Origin of the sequence: Namhaeicola litoreus (genome assembly GCF_042679565.1) — a bacterium.
In the GTDB taxonomy this organism is placed as follows: domain Bacteria; phylum Bacteroidota; class Bacteroidia; order Flavobacteriales; family Flavobacteriaceae; genus Namhaeicola; species Namhaeicola litoreus.
On the sequence record NZ_JBHTMY010000003.1, the window covers coordinates 1,253,268 to 1,274,772 of the forward strand.

Below are 21,505 nucleotides of genomic sequence, written 5' to 3' on the forward strand. Positions count from 1 at the left end.
TTTTCTTTTGGTTTGTTATTTTAAGGTTTTAAATAAATATTTAATATCCATTCTTATAGACCAATTTTCAATATATCGTTTGTTTAATTCAACCTTTTTCGGCCAAATGACTTGATCATTGTATTCTTTAGGATTATCTTGTTTTATTAATAATTGCTCTTCGTTTCTAAAATCTATGGTAGCAGGGCCAGTAATCCCAGGTTTTACACATAAAACCCTTCGATTTTCACCTTCGAGCAAATCTGCATATCCAGACACATCCGGTCTTGGACCAACCATACTCATGTCTCCCAATACTACATTGATTACCTGAGGCCATTCATCAATATTAAATTTTCTTAAAAAACGGCCAAAAGGGGTTATATATTCCCGGTTAAATACCGAAATGGGACTATAATTTACATCGTTTGATCTCATTGACCTTATCTTTAAAATCTTAAAGGTCTTCCCATAGCGACCAATTCTTTCTTGACGAAACAATCCAAAAGAACCTGTTGAAATTGTAGAAAATAATATAAATATAATCATCGGTATGATCAAAATAAACAGAATGGGAATCGCTAAAAAAAGATCAAATACTCGTTTAATTAAACGTTGTTTTCTGGTTATCGTTTGATTACATAAATCATGCAAAATCAACCTCTAAAAGATTTAATTTTTCTTTCTATTCTCTTTAATAAACTCGGAATTTCATTACTGTGATAACCATTTCCATATTTACCGTAACCGTAACCATAGCCGTAACCATAGCCGTAACCGTAACCGTAACCATATTTCGACTTTACTTTGAAATCATTTAACACAAATGAGATATTCGTTACTTCACCATTTCTATATTTGTCATCAATCATTTTTGGCATTCCTTTCTGAGTGTAGTTATACCTAATCATGTAGATAATAGCATCAGAGTATTTAAACAATTCCAAGGCATCAGCAACCAATCCCACCGGAGGCGTATCAATAATTACATAGTCGTAATTTGCCTTAAGTGCTTCAAATAAGGCATCAGCAGATTGACTTAAAATTAATTCCGATGGATTAGGCGGAATGGGTCCGGAAGTTATAAAATCCAAATTCTCAATTTTAGAGGGAGAAATAATTTCCTCCATCGTACGTTCTCCTATCAAGTAATTCACAATCCCCCAATCATTTGAATGATTAAACTCTTTATGCATTTGAGGTTTTCGCAGATCAAACCCTATTAAAACTGTCTTTTTTCCACTCATAGCAAAAACAGAAGCCATGTTTATGGCACACATGGTTTTTCCTTCCTTACTAACTGAGGACGTAACAACAATTGTTTTACATTTATTCTCCTTTTTTAATAAAAACTGGATATTTGACCTTAGCGCACGAAATGATTCAGAAATCGTAGAATTTGGTTTATTGTAAACCACCAGTCTACTCTCATAATTATTTCTTCCTAATACTCCAAGCACAGGAATCTTATACATTCTCTCAATTTCCTCAACGGTTGTTATTTTATTATCCAAAACCTCTTTGGACACTATAAACAACAAGGGTAAAATTGTTCCAAGCATTAACCCAATGAGATAATTAAAACTGGTTTTCGGTTGAATAGGCATCTGACCAACATCTTTGGCACGGTCCAAGACTTTTATATCGGATACGTTGGCTGCGATTGCAGTTCCTGCCTCATAACTCTTTTGCTTAAGGTAATTATAGTTTGCCTCTGAAAGATTATATTTTCTTTGATAATTTAATAAAGTCTGTTCTTTAGGTGACAAACTTTTTAACTTACCAGAAGTGCTTGCCATTTGTCTGTTTAAATTATCCAAACTATTCTGCGTAGCAATTTTCATGGAAGATAGATGTTCTAACAGCACTTTGCGCTCAACATCTATTTCTTCATTTATTTTCTTTAAGGGAGGATAAGAAGGTGTTACAGTTAATTCTAAATTCTCTTTCGCTTTAGATAATGTTATCAAAGTATTCACACTTTGTGTAATATTGGGATCTTCGATATTTACCAAAGCCGGAGCTGGAATACTCTCATCTATTTGATTTCTACTCCTTATATAGCTCTCTAGACTTGTGTAATAGTCAATCCTATTTTTGACACGCTGAGTCTCATTGTCAAGCATTGTAACCTCGCCCAACAGACTAGTACCCTCAGCAGATAAGTCGTAAATATTATTTGATTGTTTAAAAGATCCTAATTCTGATTCTATATCACGTAAATTATCTGATTCAACTCCAAAAAGAGTATCGATATATTTTTTTGTTCGAATCGCATACTGAATTTTCTGTCTTTGCTGATCAAGATTTAAAACATCAACAGTTGTATTTAAATAAGTTTCGATTTTTTTCTTATTCGGTCCTGTTAGTGCCAACTGTATTAGAGAAGTACCCTTTTTTAATGATGAAACGTCAATTTTTGTATAGGCATTAACCAATCCATTAAAGTTACTGAATCTTATAAAGTAGGTCTGACCTGCCAATTCAGAAAAATCGTTTTCCTTCTCAATACCAAATCTATAAAAGGGCGATTCAATTGTAGATCCAATGGGGTAAGATTGAATAAATTGCTCCTCTACAGGAAAATACTTTTTATTCTGATTTTTGAAATATTTGATTAGATTGTATTCATCCTCTTCAAATTCGACAGTAATCTGGACAGCATTATTCTCTTTAAAATCTAATTTTAAAAAGGTATTTTGCAATTGGAAATAGGTAGTATCTAAATTAATTCTAAAGGGCGCTGAACCATAAATATCCTCTTTTCTATATTTCCCTTGTTTGTAATATTCAATATAAAATTGCAATTTGTTTACCACCTTCTCGTTGTGAGTGCGAGAATTAAGTATAGTCATAATAGTCTCTACTTTATCACTTGGCCCTCCCCAGTTAAAGGCGATATTAGTACTACTGGTAAAAAGTGGATTTTGCTCATCTTTCACTGTAATAACGCTATCCAATTTATAAATTCGTTGAGATCTTCTGTTTATGATATTTGCAATTAAAAGCCCTAAAAAAATTGTCACTAGAAACAGTTTCCAATGGTCAATTATTTTGAAGAAATACTCTTTAACATCAAAAGTATTCAAATCATTTATGTCAAAATTATTTGAAGATTTCATTAATTAATTGATGTTTTGGATTAACAGTATGGTCGTGGTTACTAATGAAAGTAAAGAAATTATTGTGGTTAAAGTTTGTGCTCCGGTAGCTCCTGTACCCCATGATTTTTGCTTCAAAGGTTCAACATAAACTATATCATTGGGCTGAATAAAGAAGTTTTGTGCATCGAACGAATCAATTCTGGTTAAATCTACAACCAGTCGATTGGTTCCATTTAGATTCTTCCTAAAAACGGTAACATTTTTCCTATTTCCCGTAATGGGTATATCACCAGCCTGAGCTAGGGCTTCGATGATATTCACCTGATTTTGAAATGCAACAACAGTTCCTGGATTAACAACTTCTCCTAAAACTGTAAACCTTAGGCCTGCTAGTTTTACTGTTATGAAAATATCATCTGAATTTTTGAAAAAATTCTCGAACTCCTTTTGTATTTTATCCAAAACTTCTTTTTCAGTATACCCCAAGACGTTTAACTCACCAATATATGGGATTCTAATATTACCATTCCTGTCAACACTGTATGATTTAAAATAAAGGATTTCAGGAGTTATTTGGGTCTGTACGCTCTGAGATTCTGTATTCTTAAATAGGGCCACCAATTGTGGATCTGATGATTTTATGTCAATATACAACATATCATGTACCTGAAGGCGATATGGCTCATTTTGTAATTTATATATAGAATCTTTAGTTGTTGGCTCTCCTTGAAAATAAACCAATTCTTTTTTTGGAACACAAGAGGAAAAAAAAATAATAGCGATAAACAGGAGTAAAACCTTTCTCATTTTCATATTTTGTAATGGGCAAATATAATTTTAAATCTCGTTTGTTACAATTATTTTTCCCTTATTTTCGCGGTTTTAAAATGGTTGAAATGATTATACAGCAGGCATATTATTTCATTAAGTTTTTAGTTCAGTCCAATAATGCACATGGAATACACTCTCCATTTGTTTATCGTTTGTATGATTCCGGCTTAAAACCCAATAAAAACAAAAATAAAATTTTATTTAAGAAACATCTCGATTTTCGCTCTGACTTGTTGAAAAATGAAACTTACATCCATATTCAAGATTTTGGCGCGGGGTCAAAAAAACTTAATCAGGATAAAAGACAAGTTAATCAAATCGCCAGTACTGCTGGTCTTTCTAAAAAATGTGCGAAACAATTGATTCAATTGATTCAGTTTCTGCAACCTCAAAATATTTTAGAATTTGGTACTTCCCTCGGCCTCGCTACCTCGGCAATGGCATTGGGAGATAAAAAGGCAGATATCATTACTTTGGAAGGCTGCCCAAACACAGCAAAGATTGCTAGGGATATTTTTAAGAAATATGAACTTGATAATATTTCGATTAAAGAGGGCGATTTTAAAGAGACCCTTCACTCAGCACTTGAAAATAAAATATTTGACTTTATCTATTTTGACGGAAATCATAAAAAAAAACCTACCCTAGAATATTTTGATCTTTGTTTGACACATAAAACAGATCAAAGCGTTTTTATATTTGACGATATCCATTGGTCAAAAGAAATGAATGACGCCTGGAAGACGATAAAAAATCACCCGGAAGTTACTGTGACAATCGATACTTATCAGTGGGGAATCGTTTTTTTTAGAAAAGAACAACCCAAACAACATTTTATTTTAAGGGTTTAAATAAGATCAATCTATTTAAATTGATTATTTTTGTCTAACTTTTTTATGAATTAGATTAAACAAACAATGAAAATATATACAAAAACTGGCGATACGGGTGATACTTCACTTTTTGGAGGAGAACGAGTAAAAAAGTACAACCCTCGTTTGGAGGCTTATGGGACTATTGATGAACTCAATTGTCATGTTGGCCTAATTTCAGTTCAAAAGATTCCATCAAATCTTAAGGATGAGTTAAACCAAATCCAAAATTTACTCTTCACTATTGGGGCCATGCTTGCAACTCCTCCTTCAAAAGAAAAACTCAAAAGTGGAAAGGATCGTCTACAAATTGAAAAGTTGTCAGAGAAAGACGTCCTATCACTTGAGGATTCTATAGACCGTATGAACGAATTCTTACCTGGCATGACTCACTTTATTTTGCCCGGTGGAAATACTACCGTGTCATTTTGTCATATTGCCAGAACTGTTTGCCGAAGAGCTGAAAGAATGATTGTTAAATTAGCTGATGAAGAACCTGTTTTACCTATCATTATTACCTACATTAACCGATTATCTGATTACTTATTTGTACTGGCACGAAAATTGACATTTGACCAGAAAGCAGAAGAGGTTAAATGGATCTCTCGATAGTAAATTAAACCAAGTTCTTTAACACATTGAAATTGTTTTAAAAAAAAACATCGAAATCCTTGACTATTTGCGCAATAAAATTATTTTTGCAAAAAATTATAAACTATGTACTGGACTTTAGAACTTGCATCTTACCTAAGTGATGCCCCTTGGCCTGCTACCAAAGATGAATTAATTGATTACTCAATTCGAACAGGCGCACCCCTAGAAGTGGTTGAAAATTTGCAAGCGATGGAAGATGAGGGTGAACAATACGAAACAATTCAAGAAATTTGGGAAGACTATCCCTCTGATGAAGATTACCTTTGGAATGAGGATGAATATTAAAAAAGCAAAAAGTCTCAATTGAGGCTTTTTTTTTGCTTAATTTTGACGGTCCGAACCTCAAAAAAATTAACATACAACATTAATTATGAGTTTAGTAAATTCTATACTAAAAGCCTTTGTTGGCGATAAGAAAAAAAAGGATTTAAAGCAATTAAACCCTCTTGTACAGGAGGTTAGATCTTTTGATACCGAAATGAGCAATCTAAGTTTAGATGAGCTAAGAGATAAAACAGCTGGTTTTAAACAAAAAATCAAAGAAGCAGTTAAAGATCTAGAAGCACAAATTGTAACCTTAAAAAGTGAAGTAGAAACAGCACATATTGATAGAAAAGAAGAAATCTATAAAGAAATAGATGATCTCGAAAATCAAATTTATGAGATAACAGAAGGTGTACTTAAAGATATTCAAGCTGAGGCTTTTGCAGTGATTAAAGAAACAGCAAAGCGTTTTACAAATCAAACTGAACTATCTGTCCTGGCAACTCCATTTGATCGTGAAATTTCGGGAAAAAAGGATTATGTGACACTTGAAGGAGAAAAAGCGATTTGGAGTAATTCCTGGGATGCGGCTGGAAAACCTATTGTTTGGGATATGGTTCACTATGATGTACAGCTAATAGGTGGTGCCGTACTTCATCAAGGTAAAATTGCTGAAATGATGACTGGAGAGGGTAAAACCCTTGTGGCTACCTTACCAATTTACCTCAATGCTTTGACCGGAAAGGGTGTTCACGTAGTTACCGTAAATGATTATTTGGCAAAAAGAGATGCTGCCTGGATGGGTCCTGTTTTTGAATTTCACGGCTTAACCATAGATTGTATTGATGTTCATCAACCAAATTCTGATGCCCGAAGAAATGCCTATAACGCCGATATAACTTATGGTACGAATAATGAATTTGGTTTCGATTATTTGAGAGACAATATGTCCCATACTCCAAAAGATTTGGTACAAAGACCACATAATTACGCCATTATTGATGAGGTAGATTCTGTTTTAATCGATGATGCGAGAACACCATTAATTATTTCTGGTGCCACACCGCATGGAGATAGACATGAATTTAATGAATTAAGACCAAAAGTTGATGAAATCGTTCGCATTCAGAATAAATTGCTCACAGGGGTTTTGGCCGAAGCAAAAAAGTTGATTGCAGAAGGAGATACTAAGGAAGGTGGCTTATTGCTTTATCGTGTTTATAGAGGTTTACCTAAGAATAAAGCTCTTATTAAATTTTTGAGTCAGGAAGGAATCAAACAACTTCTTCAAAAAACTGAGAATTTTTATATGCAAGATAACAACCGTGAAATGCCGAAAGTGGATGCGGAACTGTATTTTGTCATTGAAGAAAAAAATAACTCCGTTGACCTAACGGAAAAAGGAATCGCCTATTTAGGTGGTCAAAGTGCAAAAGATAATTTCTTTGTTCTACCCGATATTGGAATGGAAATCGCAAAAATTGATGGAACTGATGCAAGTGCCGAAGAAAAAGCAAAATCAAAAGAAGAACTTTACAGAGATTTCAGCATAAAGAGTGAAAGAATTCATACCTTAAGTCAATTGTTAAAGGCCTATACCGTTTTCGAAAAAGATGTTGAATACGTGATTATTGATGGGCAAATAAAAATTGTAGATGAGCAAACCGGCCGTATCATGGAAGGCAGAAGGTACAGCGACGGTTTACACCAGGCCATTGAAGCCAAAGAAAATGTAAAAATTGAAGCTGCTACGCAAACCTATGCTACGATTACTTTACAAAATTATTTTAGAATGTATCGAAAACTTTCGGGTATGACGGGTACGGCTGTAACCGAAGCTGGTGAATTTTGGGAAATTTACAAATTAGATGTCGTAGAAATCCCAACCAATGTTCCTTTATTAAGAGATGATAAAGAGGATTTGATCTACAAAACTAAAAGAGAAAAATACAACGCTGTAATTGAAGAAATCGCTAGTCTGGTAGAGCAGAAAAGACCTGTTCTGGTGGGTACCACGTCTGTAGAGATTTCGGAGTTATTATCTAGAATGCTCAGTATCAGGAAAATTGAACACAATGTTCTAAACGCTAAGCTTCATAAAAAGGAAGCAGATATTGTTGCACATGCTGGAGAGCCAGGCGTTGTGACAATTGCCACTAACATGGCAGGTAGGGGTACTGATATCAAATTGACAAAAGAAGTTAAAGATGCTGGCGGACTTGCCATTATCGGTACAGAAAGGCACGATTCTCGCCGTGTTGACCGTCAGTTACGCGGTAGAGCAGGAAGACAAGGAGATCCTGGTACATCACAATTTTATGTTTCTTTAGAAGATAATTTAATGCGTCTGTTTGGATCTGAAAGGATTGCTAAAATGATGGATAAAATGGGATTAAAAGAAGGCGAAGTGATTCAGCATTCGATGATCTCAAAATCTATTGAAAGAGCGCAGAAGAAAGTAGAAGAAAATAACTTTGGTATCCGTAAACGTTTGTTAGAATACGACGACATCATGAACGCCCAAAGAGAAGTTGTTTATAAACGAAGAAAACATGCACTCTACGGTGAAAGGTTACAAGTGGATATTGTAAATATGATTTATGATACATGTGCTTTGATAGTTTCAGAAAATAAGGCAACGAACAATTACTCAAATTTTGAGTTTGAATTAATCAGATTTTCGTCAACTACTTCTCCTTTTACCAAAGAGGAATTTGAATCCAAAGATGAGCAATCACTTACTGATGAGTTGTTCGATATCGTCTACAAGCATTATCAGAAAAGAATTGAGCAAAATGCCCTGGCTGCTTTTCCTGTAATCAAAGATGTATATGAAAAACAGGGAGATCGCTATGAAAGAATCATGGTGCCTTTTACTGATGGCATTAAAACGCTCCAAATAGTTACAAATCTAAAAGAGGCATATGAGTCTAATGGTAAACAATTGATGACAGATTTTGAAAAGAATGTCACTTTAGCCATTATTGATGATTCTTGGAAAAATCATTTGCGCCAAATGGACGACTTGAAGCAATCTGTGCAAAATGCGACCTATGAACAGAAAGATCCTCTTTTGATCTATAAATTTGAGGCTTTTGAATTGTTCAAAAAAATGTTAGACAGCGTTAATAAAGAAGTTCTTTCCTTCTTGTTTAAAGGAGAACTTCCAAGTCAAAGTCCACAGCAAGTTTCTCAGGCCAAAGAACAAAAACGTGAAAAGGTTCAATTATCTAAAGCCGATTTTGAGAGTCCTACAAGAGAAACCAGCACAAATCAAACTCAGCCTCAACAAGTAACAGAAACGATAGTTAGAACTGAAAGGAAAGTTGGCAGAAATGAAAAAGTAACCATAAAGAATATTAAAACAGGAGAGTCTAAATCGTTAAAATTCAAACAAGCGATACCACTCATCAGTAATGGTACTTGGGTAATCATCGATGAAGCCTAAATAGAAAAAGAAGAATCCTCACATTGGTGAGGATTTTTTTTGCTCCATATATTCAGCTTTGGTGATTTGTCTATTTATTTTTCCAGTTGGTGTATATGTAAAATGTGGAATTGAAATAATCTCTTTTGGTAATTCTGTTTTTCCTAGAACTGACGTTAAATCCATAGAGTCAAAATTGACTTTTCCTTCCACAAAAAGAATTAACCGATCCCCTAATTTATCATCAGGCAATGAAGAAATAAAATAAGGTTGATGAATGAATTTGCTCAATTTAAGTTCAATACTTTCTGGAATTAATTTTATCCCTCCCGAATTAATCACATGATCAATTCTCCCCAACCACTTAAAAGTATTAATTGAAGTAATTTGTACAATATCGTTGGTTACCAAACTTTTATCTGTTATTTTTTTTGCGTCAATCACTAAACAACTACGATCATCTGTTGATATAAATACATCAGGCAGCAAAGTGAATTCATCTTTTTTAAAGTGATAATTGTTGTCTTTAAAAAAGTTGACTGCAGCTTGATTTATGGGTTCTATGGCTACATGACTTACCGTTTCCGTCATACCATAACTCAAAAAAACAAGTGTTTTTACTTTATTGAAATCAACCCGTAAACTATCCGAAACACTTCCTCCGCCGATTAATAGTTTATTAATATGCTCTATTTTTTTTAAAGAATTAGCCGCTTGCAAGGCAGTCATAGCAGTAAAATCATATATTTTATGGATGTTTTCTAAAGGACTTCCACTAGGCTCGATAAGATCAATATGCCAACCTAATACAAATGCTCGGACCCACATCATTTTCCCGGCAACAAATTGAGTAGGTAAACAATGAAGTACACTGGTTTGACTATGTAGATTAAAAAATTGACCAGTAGCCTTTGCCGAAGAAATCATGTGCTTTTTCTTTACTGAAATCAATTTAGGTGAACCTGTAGAGCCTGAAGTTTTTACTACTATTGATTTCGAATTAGAAAACCAATCAATTAGAAAATCTTGAACTTCATTAGGTAACCTCTCAACACATGTTAAAAGCTCCTCCACAGAGTTAAACTTCTGTCCATTTAACCTAAAATCTTTGTGAAGGATCTGAATCACTTGGAAAACATTTTTGGAAAAGCGGTCATGTTATTTTGACTCAAAATTTTCTTTCTAAACATCGTGCGTAAAAAACCTATTCCGTAGCCGAAAAACTGAATCAATGTTGAAACAATTGACAATAATCCAGTCAACAAGCTTCTATTTTCAAAAGTCGAGTCGATCAAAACCAAAATTAAATAGCCTAAAATAATTTTTAAAGGAAGCCCAATTCCGAAAAAAAACAAAACCATGGAAATGATAAAAAAAATCACAAAAAAACTTGGAAACCAATATGTTATTTTTTTTGAATTTGGATAAAGTTCATTTAAAATGGGTCTTGCCGCACCAAAATTGTTAGTCTGTTTATAAAACTGCCTAAAATTTGTTCTTCTTTTGTGATAGACAAATGCATCCGGAATAAATTGTGTGGTAAAACCCATATTCCATATTCGCATGGTAAGTTCTATATCTTCTCCGATATATTGATTCGCAAAACCACCAGTTTTTTCAAAAACAGTTTTTGAAATTCCCATATTAAAACTTCTCAGCTGAAATTTTCTATTTTTCGACTCTTCATTTCTCAATCCACCTGTAGTAATAAAGGAAGTCATCGAGAAATTTATAGCTTTTTGTATTCTTGAAAAACTTGGGTGTGCAGTATCTGGTGCGCCAAAAGCATCTGTATAATTTTTTTCTAAAACTTTACTTACGGTAGAAAGATAATTTTCTGGCAACAAACAATCAGAATCAAGAACAATAAAATAGTTTCCTTTGGCCATTTTCATACCGAAATTCCTGCTGTCACCCGGACCACTATTTTCTTTAAAATAATAATGCAAATTCAACTTATCAGAAAAATAAATCGCTACCTCCTTCGAAGGATCTGCAGAACCATCATCAATAACAATCACTTCAAATTGACCATTAAAATTTTGATTTACAACAGTATGAAGCAATTCCTGTAATTCATCTTTTCGATTGTAAACAGGAATAATCAAAGAAAAATGTAAATCTCTAGACATGTAGAAAATAAAAAGGCTTCTAAAGAAGCCCTTATTTATTCGTTAAATTTATCCATAATCACATCACTAATTCCCATATTTGAGAATCCGCCGTCATGAAATAGATTTTGCAAAGTGACTTTTTTTGTCAGATCTGAAAATAAAGAAATTGTATAATCGGCACATTCTAAAGCTGTTGCATTTCCTAGTGGAGACATTTTTTCAGCATAGGCCAAAAATCCGCTAAAACCTTTTACACCAGACCCAGCTGTCGTTTTGGTAGGAGATTGCGAAATAGTATTTACCCGTACTTTAAAATCCCTCCCAAAGAAATATCCAAAACTTCTTGCAATAGATTCGAGATACGCCTTATTATCAGCCATATCATTATAATCCGGAAAAACACGTTGCGCGGCCATGTAAGACAGTGCCACGATAGAACCCCATTCATTCATCGCTTTTTTGTGGTATAACACATTCATTACTTTATGAAATGATACCGCAGAAACATCCCAACCCTTTGTAGTGAAATCATAGGAAGGATCTGTATAATGCTTACCTTTTCGCACATTAACAGACATACCAATGGAGTGCAACACAAAGTCGATTTTACCTCCTAATATTTCCATAGATTTTTCCACCAAATTTTCCAGGTCCTCCATTGAAGTTGCATCGGCCGGAATAACTTGTGAGTTGGTCTTAGCTGCTAGTTCGTTTATTTCTCCCATTCTCATCGCGATTGGGGCATTGGTCAATACAAAACTAGCACCTTCTTCATGAGCCCTTTCAGCAACTTTCCAAGCGATAGAATTGTTGTCGAGAGCACCGAAAATGATACCTTTTTTACCTTTGAGTAAATTGTACATATATAATAAGTTAGATTTATTTCTATAAATTGTTCTTAAAACAAATTTAGCATTTTTTTTATGAAAGAGTCCTAGACACTTAATAGCTCTTTGGCATGAGCCAATGCGGATGCAGTGAGCTCTTTACCACCCAACATTTCTGCCAATTCTTTGATTCTCTCTTCTTCACGTAATTCTTTTATATTAGATGTAACACTGCCTTCAGAAACATCTTTAAAGACCTTATAATGGTGCGATCCATTGGCCGCTATCTGAGGTAAATGGGTTATGGCAAGCACCTGCATATATCGACCCATTTCTTTCATTACATATGCTACCTTCTTAGATACTTCACCAGAAACTCCTGTATCGATTTCATCGAAAATAATGGTTGGAAGTTGGGATAATTGTGACAAAATATTCTTTACTGCCAACATAATGCGCGACATTTCTCCACCACTGGCAATTTTCTTCACCAAGTCAAAGGTTTTACCTGCATCACTTGAAATATAAAAATTCATTTCATCAAATCCATTGGACAATAGAATAGTTGCTTTTGAAAAAACAATGTTCAATCTAGTGTTTTTCATTTCTAAAAAAGATAGCTTTTCGTGCAATCTTTTAGTGAATAAATCAGCAGCTTCTTTTCGATTATCCGAAATTTGAGAAGCAAGAATGGTTAATTCTTCCTCAACTTGTTTGATTTTATTTTCCTTTATCTTGATCAGATCAGTGGCTTGCTCAGTTAAATTTACTTTTCTTTCAAAATCCTTTTCAATTATCAACAATTCTTCTATATCTGAAGCCCGGTGTTTTTTGAGTAAATCATATAATAACTGTAATCTATCATTGGTTCTTTGTAATTGATCAGGGTCTGCTTCTACCCTATCCATTTCATTTCTCAATTCATCAACAATATCTTGAAAATCGATGATATTACTTTGCAATCGCTCAAATATTATTTGAAAATTTCTATCGTATTTAGCGATTTTATCAACAAACGATTTAAATAAAATGAGATTAGAATTTAATCCAATTTGCTCATCATCTGCCAAATCGACAGCGCTGACCAAATTATTCTGGATCTCCTCTGCATGAGATAATTTATGCAGAACATCTTCTAACATTTCAATCTCACCAACCTTTAAATTTGCTGCTTGAAGTTCGTCTAGTATAAATTGATTGTAAGCCTGGTTTTCTCTTTCCTTTTCAATTTGTTCTTCGAGCGATCTGAGCTCCTTTTTTAAAATTCTTCGCTCTTTATAAATTTCCTGATATTGATTTAAAAGAAACTTGTTCACTCCTATTGCATCTATAATTTCAAATTGAAATTGCTGATCAGCCAACTGAAGTGTTTCGTGTTGAGAGTGAATATCTATAAGTTTTTGACTTAATTCAGTCAAAACAGATAAGTTCGTAGGCGTATCATTAACAAATGCCCTGGATTTACCACTTGGCAGAATTTCTCTTCTAATGGTAGTAATTTCTTCAAAATCTAAGTCGTGCTTTTCAAAAAATTCTATTAAATCATAATCCTTCACATTAAAACAAGCCTCTACAACACATTTTTGATTTTTGTCATAAACAACACTTAAGTCTGCTCTTTTTCCCAACACCAATCCTAAAGCTCCTAAAAGAATTGACTTTCCTGCTCCAGTTTCACCAGTAATTACACTCATGCCAGAAAAAATATCGACATTCAAAGATTGAATTAAAGCATAGTTTTTAACTGTTAAACTACTTAGCATCAGATACTTTTACTTAAAATGATTAATGATTAATTCGTGTTTCAAATTAATAAAAAAAACTCCGTCCAATGAAGTTATATTTTAATTTGCTTCCATTTTGGTTCGAAAGATGGAAATATTTTTAACAAGACTTCCCGTAATTTATTTGTATCGACTCGATTCCCATCAGAAAAAATATCTACTATTTCATCACTTTTGGTATCCATAAACACTCTTATGAGAAATGTATTGGGTCGATCATTATATATCTGTTCTAAAGAAATTACGGCATTCGCTATCACTTCCTTGGACTCGGCCGGTTGTTCAGCCATACTGTCCAGACCAAGCAAATGGTATTCATACATCGCCTTTCTAAAATTGATAAAAACAGGAGAAAGCAAATTATCGTTCAATACGAATCTAGTAAAATTTCCATCCGCCTGATTCCAACCTTTGCCCCCACCTTGTTGGGCCTGGTTTACTACATTCTGCGCTTCTCTAAAATAACTTTCACCTCCCTGAAAAGCAAAAGTGTCTGCATGAAAACCGAGAATAGTATAAACATAAAAAGTTAAGATCGAGACCAAATTAGACGTATAACTATTTGGGTTATATAACAATGGTTCGTATTCTTGGTAATTAAACGAAATATCGCTATCGTTAAAGCTCAAGATAGGCGTCTTGTAATTTGAATTAAAAACGGGTCTAGAGACTTGCAACTGCAAAGTACCTTTAAAAAGCCCAGGTTCAGGATAATCCAAAATATTAATGGCTAGAGAACAATCTATTTTTTCTTGATTTTGAAAATTGATATTCGTCCATTTGGTATTATTCATAAACTCATAAACAGCATTTTTTAAGGTCGTAAAAATCTGTCGGTTTGAAATACCGATTTCAGCATCGTTAATGGTTACAACACAATTAAGTTCCTGTGCTTTGAGCAAGAAAGACGAAAAAAAAATAAAAAAAAAGAGTGATTTACGCATGAATTTGCTTCATAATTTCATCAAAAATATCTTTGGCAACCTCAGATTTTTCTTTGAGTTCAAAGGATAAAATTCGTTCATTTTTATCAATAATCGTAATTTTATTGGTGTTTTTTCTAAAACCCGCACCTTTGTCTTGTAATGAATTGAGAACAATCATATCCAAATTCTTATTTCTCAATTTTATTTTTGCATTTTCTATTTCATTGTTAGTTTCTAAGGCGAAACCAACCAAAAACTGATTTTCTTTTAATTTACCTGCTGAGGCCAAAATATCCTGTGTTGGAACAAGGTTGAGCTGTAAATTTGCATGCTTTTTCTTAATTTTTATATCAGATACCTTTGCAGGTTTATAATCAGAAACAGCAGCAGCAAAAATTCCAACATGCACTTGATTATAAACTTGATGCACTGCTTCGTACATCTCTTCTGCGCTGCGGACGTCCACTATAGTAATCCTATTATTCTTCGTAGAAAGTGAAGTAGGACCGGAAATTAAAATCACTTCTGCGCCCAATGAAGCTGCCTCTTCAGCCAAAGCAAAACCCATTTTACCCGAAGAATAATTTCCAATAAACCTAACCGGATCTATCGCTTCATATGTAGGACCCGCCGTAATTAAAACCTTTTTATTTCTTAAAGGTAACTGCAATAATATATCTTCTTCTATAAATTGAATGATATCGTCAGGTTCCGGCATTCTCCCTTCACCTACCAATCCACTTGCCAATTCTCCTTCTGTGGGAGGAATAAATACATGTCCAATTTGTTGAAGCCTCTCAATGTTTTCTTTGGTAGAAGGATGGCGATACATATCTAAATCCATCGCCGGCGCAAAGTACACGGGTGATTTTGCTGAGAGATAAACCGCCAACAACAAATTGTCGCAGGTTCCTTTCACCATTTTAGATAGGGTGTTTGCAGTAGCAGGAGCAATTAATAACAAATCAGCCCAGAGGGCCAAATCGACGTGGTTATTCCATTCCTTCTCTCCTTCATCAGAATAAAAAGTAGAATAAACCGGGTTTTTAGAAAGTGTGGATAAGGTTAAGGGAGTTACAAATTCTTTAGATGCTGGAGTCATCACAACTTGCACGTTGGCTCCTGCTTTAATAAAACCTCTTACTAAAAATGCTGTTTTGTAGGCTGCTATTCCGGCAGTAATTCCAAGAAGGACATTTTTTCCTTGCAAAACAGACATAAAGTAGAATTTATATTTCCTCCTTATTGGGGTTTCTGTAATAAATATCTCCGTCTAACCATTCTTTGATAGCAATAGAAGAAGGTTTTGGCAATCTTTCGTAAAATCTAGACACTTCTATTTGTTCTTTATTTTCGAAAACCTCTTCTAAACTATCATTATGCGTTGCAAACTCGTCTAATTTTTCAATTAGTTCTTGTTTAATTTCTGCATTGATTTGGTCAGCTCTTCTTGCTATTACAGCAATTGCTTCATAAATATTTTCTGTTCCTCCCTGAACTTTTTCTCTATCAAAAGTAACCGTACTTTCAGGGGCATTTGTTTTTTTATAATCTCTCATTTGAAATAAAACATTTATATATGAAAAATAATTTCAATCAATTTAACTATTGCTTTGTGATTCTATGGCTCTAATTTGCTCATTTAATTCTGCTTCAGCTCTTTGAACTTCTTCCATCAATCCATTCATTTCTTTCAATCTTTCTGATTCCGGGAAATTTTTAATGAATTTGTCGTAAGAATTTTTAGCTTCTTGTAATCGTTCAGATTTTTTACTCAAAACACTTTTAACGGCCAAGTCATGTGCGGCCTTGAATCTAAAATACATAGCCTCTTCTTTATATGAAGAACCTAAATGCTCTTCATTAAAAATGTCAAAAGCTGTCATGGCAGCATTGTAATGCTCTGTATGATAGTATTGATGTGCAATTTCAAAATCTTTTTTTTCTAATCTTGCATTCAATTCTTGATAATACTTGTTAGCATCTGCAACTCTTTCAGACTCAGGATAATTGGTGATATACGTTTGAAAGGCTTCTAAGGCCTTGTTGGTATCTGTTTGATCTCTACTATATTTAGGAGCAGCTAGATAATAGCTATGCGCACTTAAGTATGCCGCCTCTTCTATTTTTGAACTACCTGGATAATTAGCAATAAATTTACCAAAATAATAAGAAGACAACTCGTAATTTCCTGTCTGGTAATACGCATCTGCCAACATATACTGGATTCTCTCTAACTGAGGTTTTCCACCATATGGACCTACTAATTTTTCAAAAAGAGGTATGGATTTTTTATACTCACCGGCGTCGTACATTTCTTCAGCCATCTTGTACTTGTCCGCATTATCCCCTTTATTAAGTACTTTATGGTATTCACTACACGACATGAGTGTAATACTCAACACCAAAACATACCAAGATTTATACATTTTCTGCATGGCGCAAAAGTAAAACATTAAAACGGAAATATAAAAATTATTTTCGAAGCTAATAACATCTTCGAATTAGGCTAAAACAATCTGTAAATGAATAAATTATGCTACTGGAGGAGCCTGGTTAGTCAATAATTTAATATCATTATCAAATAGGTATAAACCACCTTTATCATCACCAATCAAATTAATCTTGTCTAAAATATGGCGCGCCAATGCTTCTTCTTCAATTTGCTCACTTACATACCACTGTAAAAAATTGTGGGTTGCATAATCTTTTTCGGTTAGAGTTATATCCACCAAATCATTGATTGATTGTGATACTTTTACTTCATGATCAAATAAGTTTTGGAACATTTCTTTAAAAGAACCAAATTTAATAGGAGGTGCATTTAATGCAGGAACTTTGGCATGTCCACCGCGTTCATTGATGAATTTAACTAATTTTAGCATGTGCATCCTTTCTTCATCACTATGAGCATACATGAACGAAGCCACACCCTCGAAACCTAAAACTTCTGCCCAAGAGGCCATGGCCAAATAAATTTGAGAGGATTCTGCCTCGATTAAAACTTGTTCGTTCAACGCCGATTCTATTTTTTCTTTTAACATTTTTATCTAATTATGATTTTCTACAAAATTACTAATTTTTGTTTGTAATTCCGAAGACACCTTTACCAAAGGAAGTCTTACATAAGGTTGACAAAGTCTTAAATGGTGTAGCATTGACTTAATTCCCACAGGATTACCTTCTTTAAAAATAAGCTGAACAGCTGGTAATAAACCTTTTAATAAGTCAAATGCTTCTTTTGTTTTGTAATTTAACCCTAATTTAATCATTTCAGAATATTCGCCTGGAATACCTTGGGCGAGAACTGAAATAACTCCTGCACCGCCTGCCGTAACCAGCGATAAAGCCAAAGAATCTTCTCCAGATATAATCATGAAATCATCAGGCTTTCCATTTAACAACAATAATATCTGATCAAAATTACCAGCAGCTTCTTTTATGCCTATGATATTGTCAAAATCTTTGGCTAATCTGAAAACCGTTTCTGGTTCCATATTTGTGCCTGTTCTATAGGGTATGTTATACATTATAATGGGTAGTGGACTTGCCAATGCCAAATGCTTATAATGTTGATATATTCCTTCTTGTGTTGGCCTGTTATAATATGGAGAAACAGATAAAATAGCTGAAAAGGGCCTTAAATCTAATTCGTTCAATTGATTGACCAAACTTTGTGTATTATTACCGCCAAGCCCAAGAACTAAGGGTAGCCTTCCGTTGTTGACTTTTACTACATGAGTAATTATTTGATCTTGTTCTTGCTTTGTTAATGTAGGCGTTTCTGCCGTAGTTCCGAGAAGAACGAGATAGTCAATCCCGTTTTTGATTTGATACTCTATAATTTGAGTTAAAGCACCAAAGTCTATTTCCAAATTTTTATCAAATGGGGTTACTAAAGCAACACCAGTACCAAACAATTCTTTCATTTTTAAAAAGGTTATATCAATTCAAATTTTTTTAAATAACGAGCTAGTTCTGTATTGAATTCGATCAAATTAGATCGATCTAATTTAAAGCTAAAATCTTGAAGGGCTTGATTGTCGTCAAAACCAGCAACCAATTTTGCTTTCGTTTTTAATAAAATAGTTCTAGCTTCATCACTATCCGGACTGCAATAATTTATAAGTATGTCAAAATCATTGGACAAAAAATCGACTAAACCGAGGTTTTTAATTTTACCGAAAATTCCAAAATCACTTTTCGTAAAAAATCTGCAAGCATCAGAGGTTTCGGGTTTTTTTTGTTGAGAATAAACCAAAATATAATCACTTTTCAATTTTACTCCGATTTTCTTTTGTAAATCTTCTAAAATGTCTTTGCTGTCAAATTGATGCTCATCCATAAGTACAGATATTTTCTCAATCTTTGTTTCTAGAAAAATACCAGATCTTTCTCTATGTAAATCCTTTTTAATAATTTTATGAAACAAACTCTTCATGAGCAATAAACCACTTGATTTTATGCCTACAAAAATAAATAAAATAGATTACCAACTACTCATTTTATTGGGCTTTATAGCTATTTTCATAAGCTGCAAAAAGGAGCAAATTCAAGTAAAAACAATTAAAAGTGAAACGGTTGAAATCAATGATAACATCAATTCTGATTCTTCAATTAGCGACTTTGTTAAACCCTACCATGAAAAACTAACAGAAAAAGTTAGTGAAATAATAGGTTACAATGATCAAATCTTATCAAACGAGGAGGTTAATCTACAAAGCACTTTAGGTAATGCTTATGCTGATATCTGTTTGAATTTTGCACTACCTAAATTCAAAGAACAAACAGGTCGCAAAATTGATTTTGCACTCTTCAATTATGGTGGTCTAAGACAGTCTGTTTATAAAGGACCAATTAAAGTAGAAGATATTTTTGAATTAATGCCTTTTGAAAATATGCTTGTTATTGCCGAAATGTCAGGTGAACAAGTACAATCTCTATTTGATTATTTTGAAAAGAATAAAAAGGCACACCCAATAAGTGGCGTAAATTTAACATTTGAAGGAGAGAAACTTTCCGAAATATTAATTGATGGTAAAAAGTTTTCCAAAACTGAAAACTACCTGGTTTTAACCAATGATTACCTCCAAAAAGGTGGCGATAATATGATCTTTTTTAAAGATCCTATTAAATTATATTCACTCGATGCAAAAATAAGAGATGTGATAATCAGTGAAATAAAATTAAAAGATACCATTAAAGGAGCTATTGATGACCGAATTAAAATGATAAACTAATGCTTCGTAGAGATTTTATTAGAAAAACAGCAGCAACGGGAGCATTTACTGCCTTTGGTGCTTTGGCACTAGAAAGTTGTATTGAGACAAAAGGAAAGCAAATCACCATTTTGCATACCAATGATGTGCACAGTCATATTTTACCCTTTGCGAAAGATCATCAAGAATATGCTGATTTAGGTGGAATTGCGAGAAGAGCGAGTTTGATCGAAAAAGTAAGGAACGAAAATAAAAATACATTGCTATTTGATGCCGGTGATATTTTTCAAGGTACACCTTTTTTTAATTTTTTTGGTGGAGAAGTAGAGTTTAAGTTAATGAGTAAACTGGGGTATAATGCCTCTACCCTAGGAAATCATGATTTTGACAATGGAATTGAAGGGTTAGATAAACAACTTCCAAATGCTACTTTTGATTTTGTGATAAGTAATTACAATTTTAAAAATACAGTCTTAGATGGGAAAACCAAACCCTTTCAAATTTACACTTTGGATGGGGTGAAAATTGGTGTATTCGGATTAGGCATTGAGCTTAACGGATTAGTAACGCCAAGCCTTTACAAAGAAACAGAGTATTTGAATCCGATAGAAATTAGTCAAGAAATGGTGGAGATACTAAAAAATAGGGAACATTGCGACATCATTATTTGCCTTTCCCATCTCGGCTATTATTACAAATCAAATCCTGATAAAATTTCAGATTTAAATTTAGCCAAGCAAACAAAAAACATCGACTTAATTATTGGGGGTCATACGCATACATTTTTACCAAAACCTACCTTGGTAAAAAATTTAGATGATAAAAATGTACTTGTAAATCAAGTAGGAAAATGGGGTATTAATGTAGGAAGAATTGATTTTTATTTAGATAGCTTTAAGAATATTTCGGCAAATGGAACGCAAATTATTTTGAACTGATGAAAACAGAATTCAAAGCATCTTTAGATCTCAGTAGTAAAATATTAAGTGCACTTATGATTGGCTTTACCATTTGGTTATTCTATCGAATCATTGTTCAAATGCAAAACAATGGCACAGATATCAGAGGGCAATTGATTATATTTTTGATCTTACTGGCCATAATCCTAACCAGCTATTTATGGCATCCAAAAAGTTATTCTTTAACAGATGATGCTCTTACCATAAATAGAGCCTTCAAACCTATTCATTTAAATTTCAAAGAAATCAATTCAGTCAATCTACCGTCAAATTCAGATCTATATGGCACGATTCGAACTTTTGGGGTTGGAGGATTATTTGGCTATTTTGGCAAGTTTTATAATCGTAAATACGGAACGATGAATTGGTACGTCACACAGCGCAAAAATCGAATTTTGATTGAATTAAAAAGTGGCCAAAAATATATGATTAGTCCTGATGACCAAAATCTTATTGAAAAACTTCAAGCAAAAATATAATTAAATAGATTTTTTCCTCTCTCAAGAAAAGTAAAAAGCTCAAAAAAATACTATCTTCCCAGCCTA

General features: G+C 33.5%; 21 protein-coding genes. 7 read left to right on the forward strand and 14 right to left on the reverse strand.

Going from position 1 to position 21,505, the window contains the following annotated elements; translation table 11 throughout:
* Nucleotides 1-15 precede the first annotated feature (15 nt).
* The 3 genes from ACFQ39_RS12805 to ACFQ39_RS12815 are packed head-to-tail and all read right to left on the reverse strand — an operon-like array spanning nucleotide 16 to nucleotide 3,890.
* Nucleotides 16-639: a sugar transferase gene (locus ACFQ39_RS12805; RefSeq protein ID WP_377179533.1), complete on the reverse strand. Its 624-nt coding sequence runs from the start codon at nucleotides 637-639 to the stop codon at nucleotides 16-18.
* Nucleotides 636-3,101 carry a GumC family protein gene (locus ACFQ39_RS12810; protein ID WP_377179535.1) on the reverse strand — a complete coding sequence of 822 codons (2,466 nt, stop codon included), beginning with the start codon at nucleotides 3,099-3,101 and terminating at the stop codon, nucleotides 636-638. Before ACFQ39_RS12810 ends, ACFQ39_RS12805 begins: the two co-directional genes overlap by 4 nt.
* 3 nt (nucleotides 3,102-3,104) lie before the next feature.
* Entirely contained in the window at nucleotides 3,105-3,890 is a 786-nt protein-coding gene (locus tag ACFQ39_RS12815) for a polysaccharide biosynthesis/export family protein (protein WP_377179537.1), read from the reverse strand.
* An 89-nt stretch (nucleotides 3,891-3,979) separates the two neighbouring features.
* Between ACFQ39_RS12815 and ACFQ39_RS12820 the strand changes: the two genes are divergently transcribed.
* The 4 genes from ACFQ39_RS12820 to secA all read left to right on the forward strand — a co-directional run bounded on the left by ACFQ39_RS12820 (nucleotide 3,980) and on the right by secA (nucleotide 9,152).
* Nucleotides 3,980-4,765, forward strand: coding sequence for an O-methyltransferase (locus ACFQ39_RS12820; protein ID WP_377179539.1), 786 nt, complete (start codon nucleotides 3,980-3,982; stop codon nucleotides 4,763-4,765).
* A 66-nt stretch (nucleotides 4,766-4,831) separates the two neighbouring features.
* Nucleotides 4,832-5,398: a cob(I)yrinic acid a,c-diamide adenosyltransferase gene (locus ACFQ39_RS12825; RefSeq protein ID WP_377179541.1), complete on the forward strand. Its 567-nt coding sequence runs from the start codon at nucleotides 4,832-4,834 to the stop codon at nucleotides 5,396-5,398.
* 105 nt (nucleotides 5,399-5,503) lie between these two features.
* Complete coding sequence (locus ACFQ39_RS12830; RefSeq protein WP_377179543.1) at nucleotides 5,504-5,725, forward strand: DUF2795 domain-containing protein; 222 nt, start codon at nucleotides 5,504-5,506, stop codon at nucleotides 5,723-5,725.
* Between the two features lie 85 nt (nucleotides 5,726-5,810).
* Nucleotides 5,811-9,152: a preprotein translocase subunit SecA gene (gene secA / locus ACFQ39_RS12835; RefSeq protein WP_377179545.1), complete on the forward strand. Its 3,342-nt coding sequence runs from the start codon at nucleotides 5,811-5,813 to the stop codon at nucleotides 9,150-9,152.
* A gap of 18 nt (nucleotides 9,153-9,170) precedes the next feature.
* Here the strand turns inward: secA and ACFQ39_RS12840 are convergent, their stop codons facing one another.
* The 11 genes from ACFQ39_RS12840 to ACFQ39_RS12890 all read right to left on the reverse strand — a co-directional run bounded on the left by ACFQ39_RS12840 (nucleotide 9,171) and on the right by ACFQ39_RS12890 (nucleotide 19,223).
* Nucleotides 9,171-10,259: an AMP-binding protein gene (locus tag ACFQ39_RS12840; protein ID WP_377179547.1), complete on the reverse strand. Its 1,089-nt coding sequence runs from the start codon at nucleotides 10,257-10,259 to the stop codon at nucleotides 9,171-9,173.
* Nucleotides 10,256-11,263: a glycosyltransferase gene (locus ACFQ39_RS12845; protein ID WP_377179549.1), complete on the reverse strand. Its 1,008-nt coding sequence runs from the start codon at nucleotides 11,261-11,263 to the stop codon at nucleotides 10,256-10,258. Before ACFQ39_RS12845 ends, ACFQ39_RS12840 begins: the two co-directional genes overlap by 4 nt.
* A gap of 35 nt (nucleotides 11,264-11,298) precedes the next feature.
* Nucleotides 11,299-12,108 carry an enoyl-ACP reductase FabI gene (locus ACFQ39_RS12850; protein WP_377179551.1) on the reverse strand — a complete coding sequence of 270 codons (810 nt, stop codon included), beginning with the start codon at nucleotides 12,106-12,108 and terminating at the stop codon, nucleotides 11,299-11,301.
* 71 nt (nucleotides 12,109-12,179) lie between these two features.
* On the reverse strand, nucleotides 12,180-13,835 hold the full coding sequence (gene recN, locus ACFQ39_RS12855) for a DNA repair protein RecN (RefSeq protein WP_377179553.1): 1,656 nt from the start codon (nucleotides 13,833-13,835) through the stop codon (nucleotides 12,180-12,182).
* Nucleotides 13,836-13,909: 74 nt separating this feature from the next.
* A complete protein-coding gene (gene porD / locus ACFQ39_RS12860; protein WP_377179555.1) occupies nucleotides 13,910-14,800 on the reverse strand; it encodes a type IX secretion system protein PorD in 891 nt (296 codons plus the stop codon).
* Nucleotides 14,793-16,001, reverse strand: coding sequence for a bifunctional phosphopantothenoylcysteine decarboxylase/phosphopantothenate--cysteine ligase CoaBC (gene coaBC, locus ACFQ39_RS12865; protein WP_377179557.1), 1,209 nt, complete (start codon nucleotides 15,999-16,001; stop codon nucleotides 14,793-14,795). Before coaBC ends, porD begins: the two co-directional genes overlap by 8 nt.
* Before the next feature lie 10 nt (nucleotides 16,002-16,011).
* Nucleotides 16,012-16,341, reverse strand: coding sequence for a DNA-directed RNA polymerase subunit omega (locus ACFQ39_RS12870; RefSeq protein ID WP_377179559.1), 330 nt, complete (start codon nucleotides 16,339-16,341; stop codon nucleotides 16,012-16,014).
* Nucleotides 16,342-16,383: 42 nt separating this feature from the next.
* Nucleotides 16,384-17,220, reverse strand: coding sequence for an outer membrane protein assembly factor BamD (locus ACFQ39_RS12875; RefSeq protein WP_377179561.1), 837 nt, complete (start codon nucleotides 17,218-17,220; stop codon nucleotides 16,384-16,386).
* Between the two features lie 96 nt (nucleotides 17,221-17,316).
* Nucleotides 17,317-17,826: a ferritin gene (locus ACFQ39_RS12880; RefSeq protein WP_377179563.1), complete on the reverse strand. Its 510-nt coding sequence runs from the start codon at nucleotides 17,824-17,826 to the stop codon at nucleotides 17,317-17,319.
* Nucleotides 17,827-17,832: 6 nt separating this feature from the next.
* Nucleotides 17,833-18,711, reverse strand: coding sequence for a 4-hydroxy-tetrahydrodipicolinate synthase (dapA, locus tag ACFQ39_RS12885; protein WP_377179565.1), 879 nt, complete (start codon nucleotides 18,709-18,711; stop codon nucleotides 17,833-17,835).
* A gap of 11 nt (nucleotides 18,712-18,722) precedes the next feature.
* Complete coding sequence (locus ACFQ39_RS12890; RefSeq protein ID WP_377179567.1) at nucleotides 18,723-19,223, reverse strand: DUF6913 domain-containing protein; 501 nt, start codon at nucleotides 19,221-19,223, stop codon at nucleotides 18,723-18,725.
* On the opposite strand from ACFQ39_RS12890, the gene ACFQ39_RS12895 reads away from it, so the two are divergent.
* Genes ACFQ39_RS12895 through ACFQ39_RS12905 form a run of 3 tightly spaced genes read left to right on the forward strand, consistent with a single transcriptional unit; the run spans nucleotide 19,222 to nucleotide 21,439 of the window.
* Nucleotides 19,222-20,022, forward strand: a complete 801-nt coding sequence (locus ACFQ39_RS12895; protein WP_377179569.1) for a 5'-nucleotidase C-terminal domain-containing protein — start codon at nucleotides 19,222-19,224, stop codon at nucleotides 20,020-20,022. The genes ACFQ39_RS12890 and ACFQ39_RS12895 overlap by 2 nt on opposite strands.
* A complete protein-coding gene (locus ACFQ39_RS12900) occupies nucleotides 20,022-20,939 on the forward strand; it encodes a bifunctional metallophosphatase/5'-nucleotidase (protein WP_377179571.1) in 918 nt (305 codons plus the stop codon). Before ACFQ39_RS12895 ends, ACFQ39_RS12900 begins: the two co-directional genes overlap by 1 nt.
* Entirely contained in the window at nucleotides 20,939-21,439 is a 501-nt protein-coding gene (locus ACFQ39_RS12905) for a PH domain-containing protein (protein WP_377179573.1), read from the forward strand. The genes ACFQ39_RS12900 and ACFQ39_RS12905 overlap by 1 nt, the downstream gene beginning before the upstream one ends.
* Nucleotides 21,440-21,505: the final 66 nt, after the last annotated feature.

Bases quoted from the DNA above. Each gene is read 5' to 3' on its own strand.
- ACFQ39_RS12845 (WP_377179549.1), bottom strand. From the start codon at position 11,263: ATGTCTAGAGATTTACATTTTTCTTTGATTATTCCTGTTTACAATCGA.
- ACFQ39_RS12880 (WP_377179563.1), bottom strand. From the start codon at position 17,826: ATGTTAAAAGAAAAAATAGAATCGGCGTTGAACGAACAAGTTTTAATC.
- ACFQ39_RS12850 (WP_377179551.1), bottom strand. From the start codon at position 12,108: ATGTACAATTTACTCAAAGGTAAAAAAGGTATCATTTTCGGTGCTCTC.
- ACFQ39_RS12905 (WP_377179573.1), top strand. From the start codon at position 20,939: ATGAAAACAGAATTCAAAGCATCTTTAGATCTCAGTAGTAAAATATTA.
- dapA (WP_377179565.1), bottom strand. From the start codon at position 18,711: ATGAAAGAATTGTTTGGTACTGGTGTTGCTTTAGTAACCCCATTTGAT.
- ACFQ39_RS12875 (WP_377179561.1), bottom strand. From the start codon at position 17,220: ATGCAGAAAATGTATAAATCTTGGTATGTTTTGGTGTTGAGTATTACA.
- ACFQ39_RS12815 (WP_377179537.1), bottom strand. From the start codon at position 3,890: ATGAGAAAGGTTTTACTCCTGTTTATCGCTATTATTTTTTTTTCCTCT.
- recN (WP_377179553.1), bottom strand. From the start codon at position 13,835: ATGCTAAGTAGTTTAACAGTTAAAAACTATGCTTTAATTCAATCTTTG.
- coaBC (WP_377179557.1), bottom strand. From the start codon at position 16,001: ATGTCTGTTTTGCAAGGAAAAAATGTCCTTCTTGGAATTACTGCCGGA.
- ACFQ39_RS12830 (WP_377179543.1), top strand. From the start codon at position 5,504: ATGTACTGGACTTTAGAACTTGCATCTTACCTAAGTGATGCCCCTTGG.
- porD (WP_377179555.1), bottom strand. From the start codon at position 14,800: ATGCGTAAATCACTCTTTTTTTTTATTTTTTTTTCGTCTTTCTTGCTC.
- ACFQ39_RS12820 (WP_377179539.1), top strand. From the start codon at position 3,980: ATGATTATACAGCAGGCATATTATTTCATTAAGTTTTTAGTTCAGTCC.
- ACFQ39_RS12895 (WP_377179569.1), top strand. From the start codon at position 19,222: ATGAGCAATAAACCACTTGATTTTATGCCTACAAAAATAAATAAAATA.
- ACFQ39_RS12870 (WP_377179559.1), bottom strand. From the start codon at position 16,341: ATGAGAGATTATAAAAAAACAAATGCCCCTGAAAGTACGGTTACTTTT.
- ACFQ39_RS12890 (WP_377179567.1), bottom strand. From the start codon at position 19,223: ATGAAGAGTTTGTTTCATAAAATTATTAAAAAGGATTTACATAGAGAA.
- ACFQ39_RS12900 (WP_377179571.1), top strand. From the start codon at position 20,022: ATGCTTCGTAGAGATTTTATTAGAAAAACAGCAGCAACGGGAGCATTT.
- secA (WP_377179545.1), top strand. From the start codon at position 5,811: ATGAGTTTAGTAAATTCTATACTAAAAGCCTTTGTTGGCGATAAGAAA.
- ACFQ39_RS12825 (WP_377179541.1), top strand. From the start codon at position 4,832: ATGAAAATATATACAAAAACTGGCGATACGGGTGATACTTCACTTTTT.
- ACFQ39_RS12810 (WP_377179535.1), bottom strand. From the start codon at position 3,101: ATGAAATCTTCAAATAATTTTGACATAAATGATTTGAATACTTTTGAT.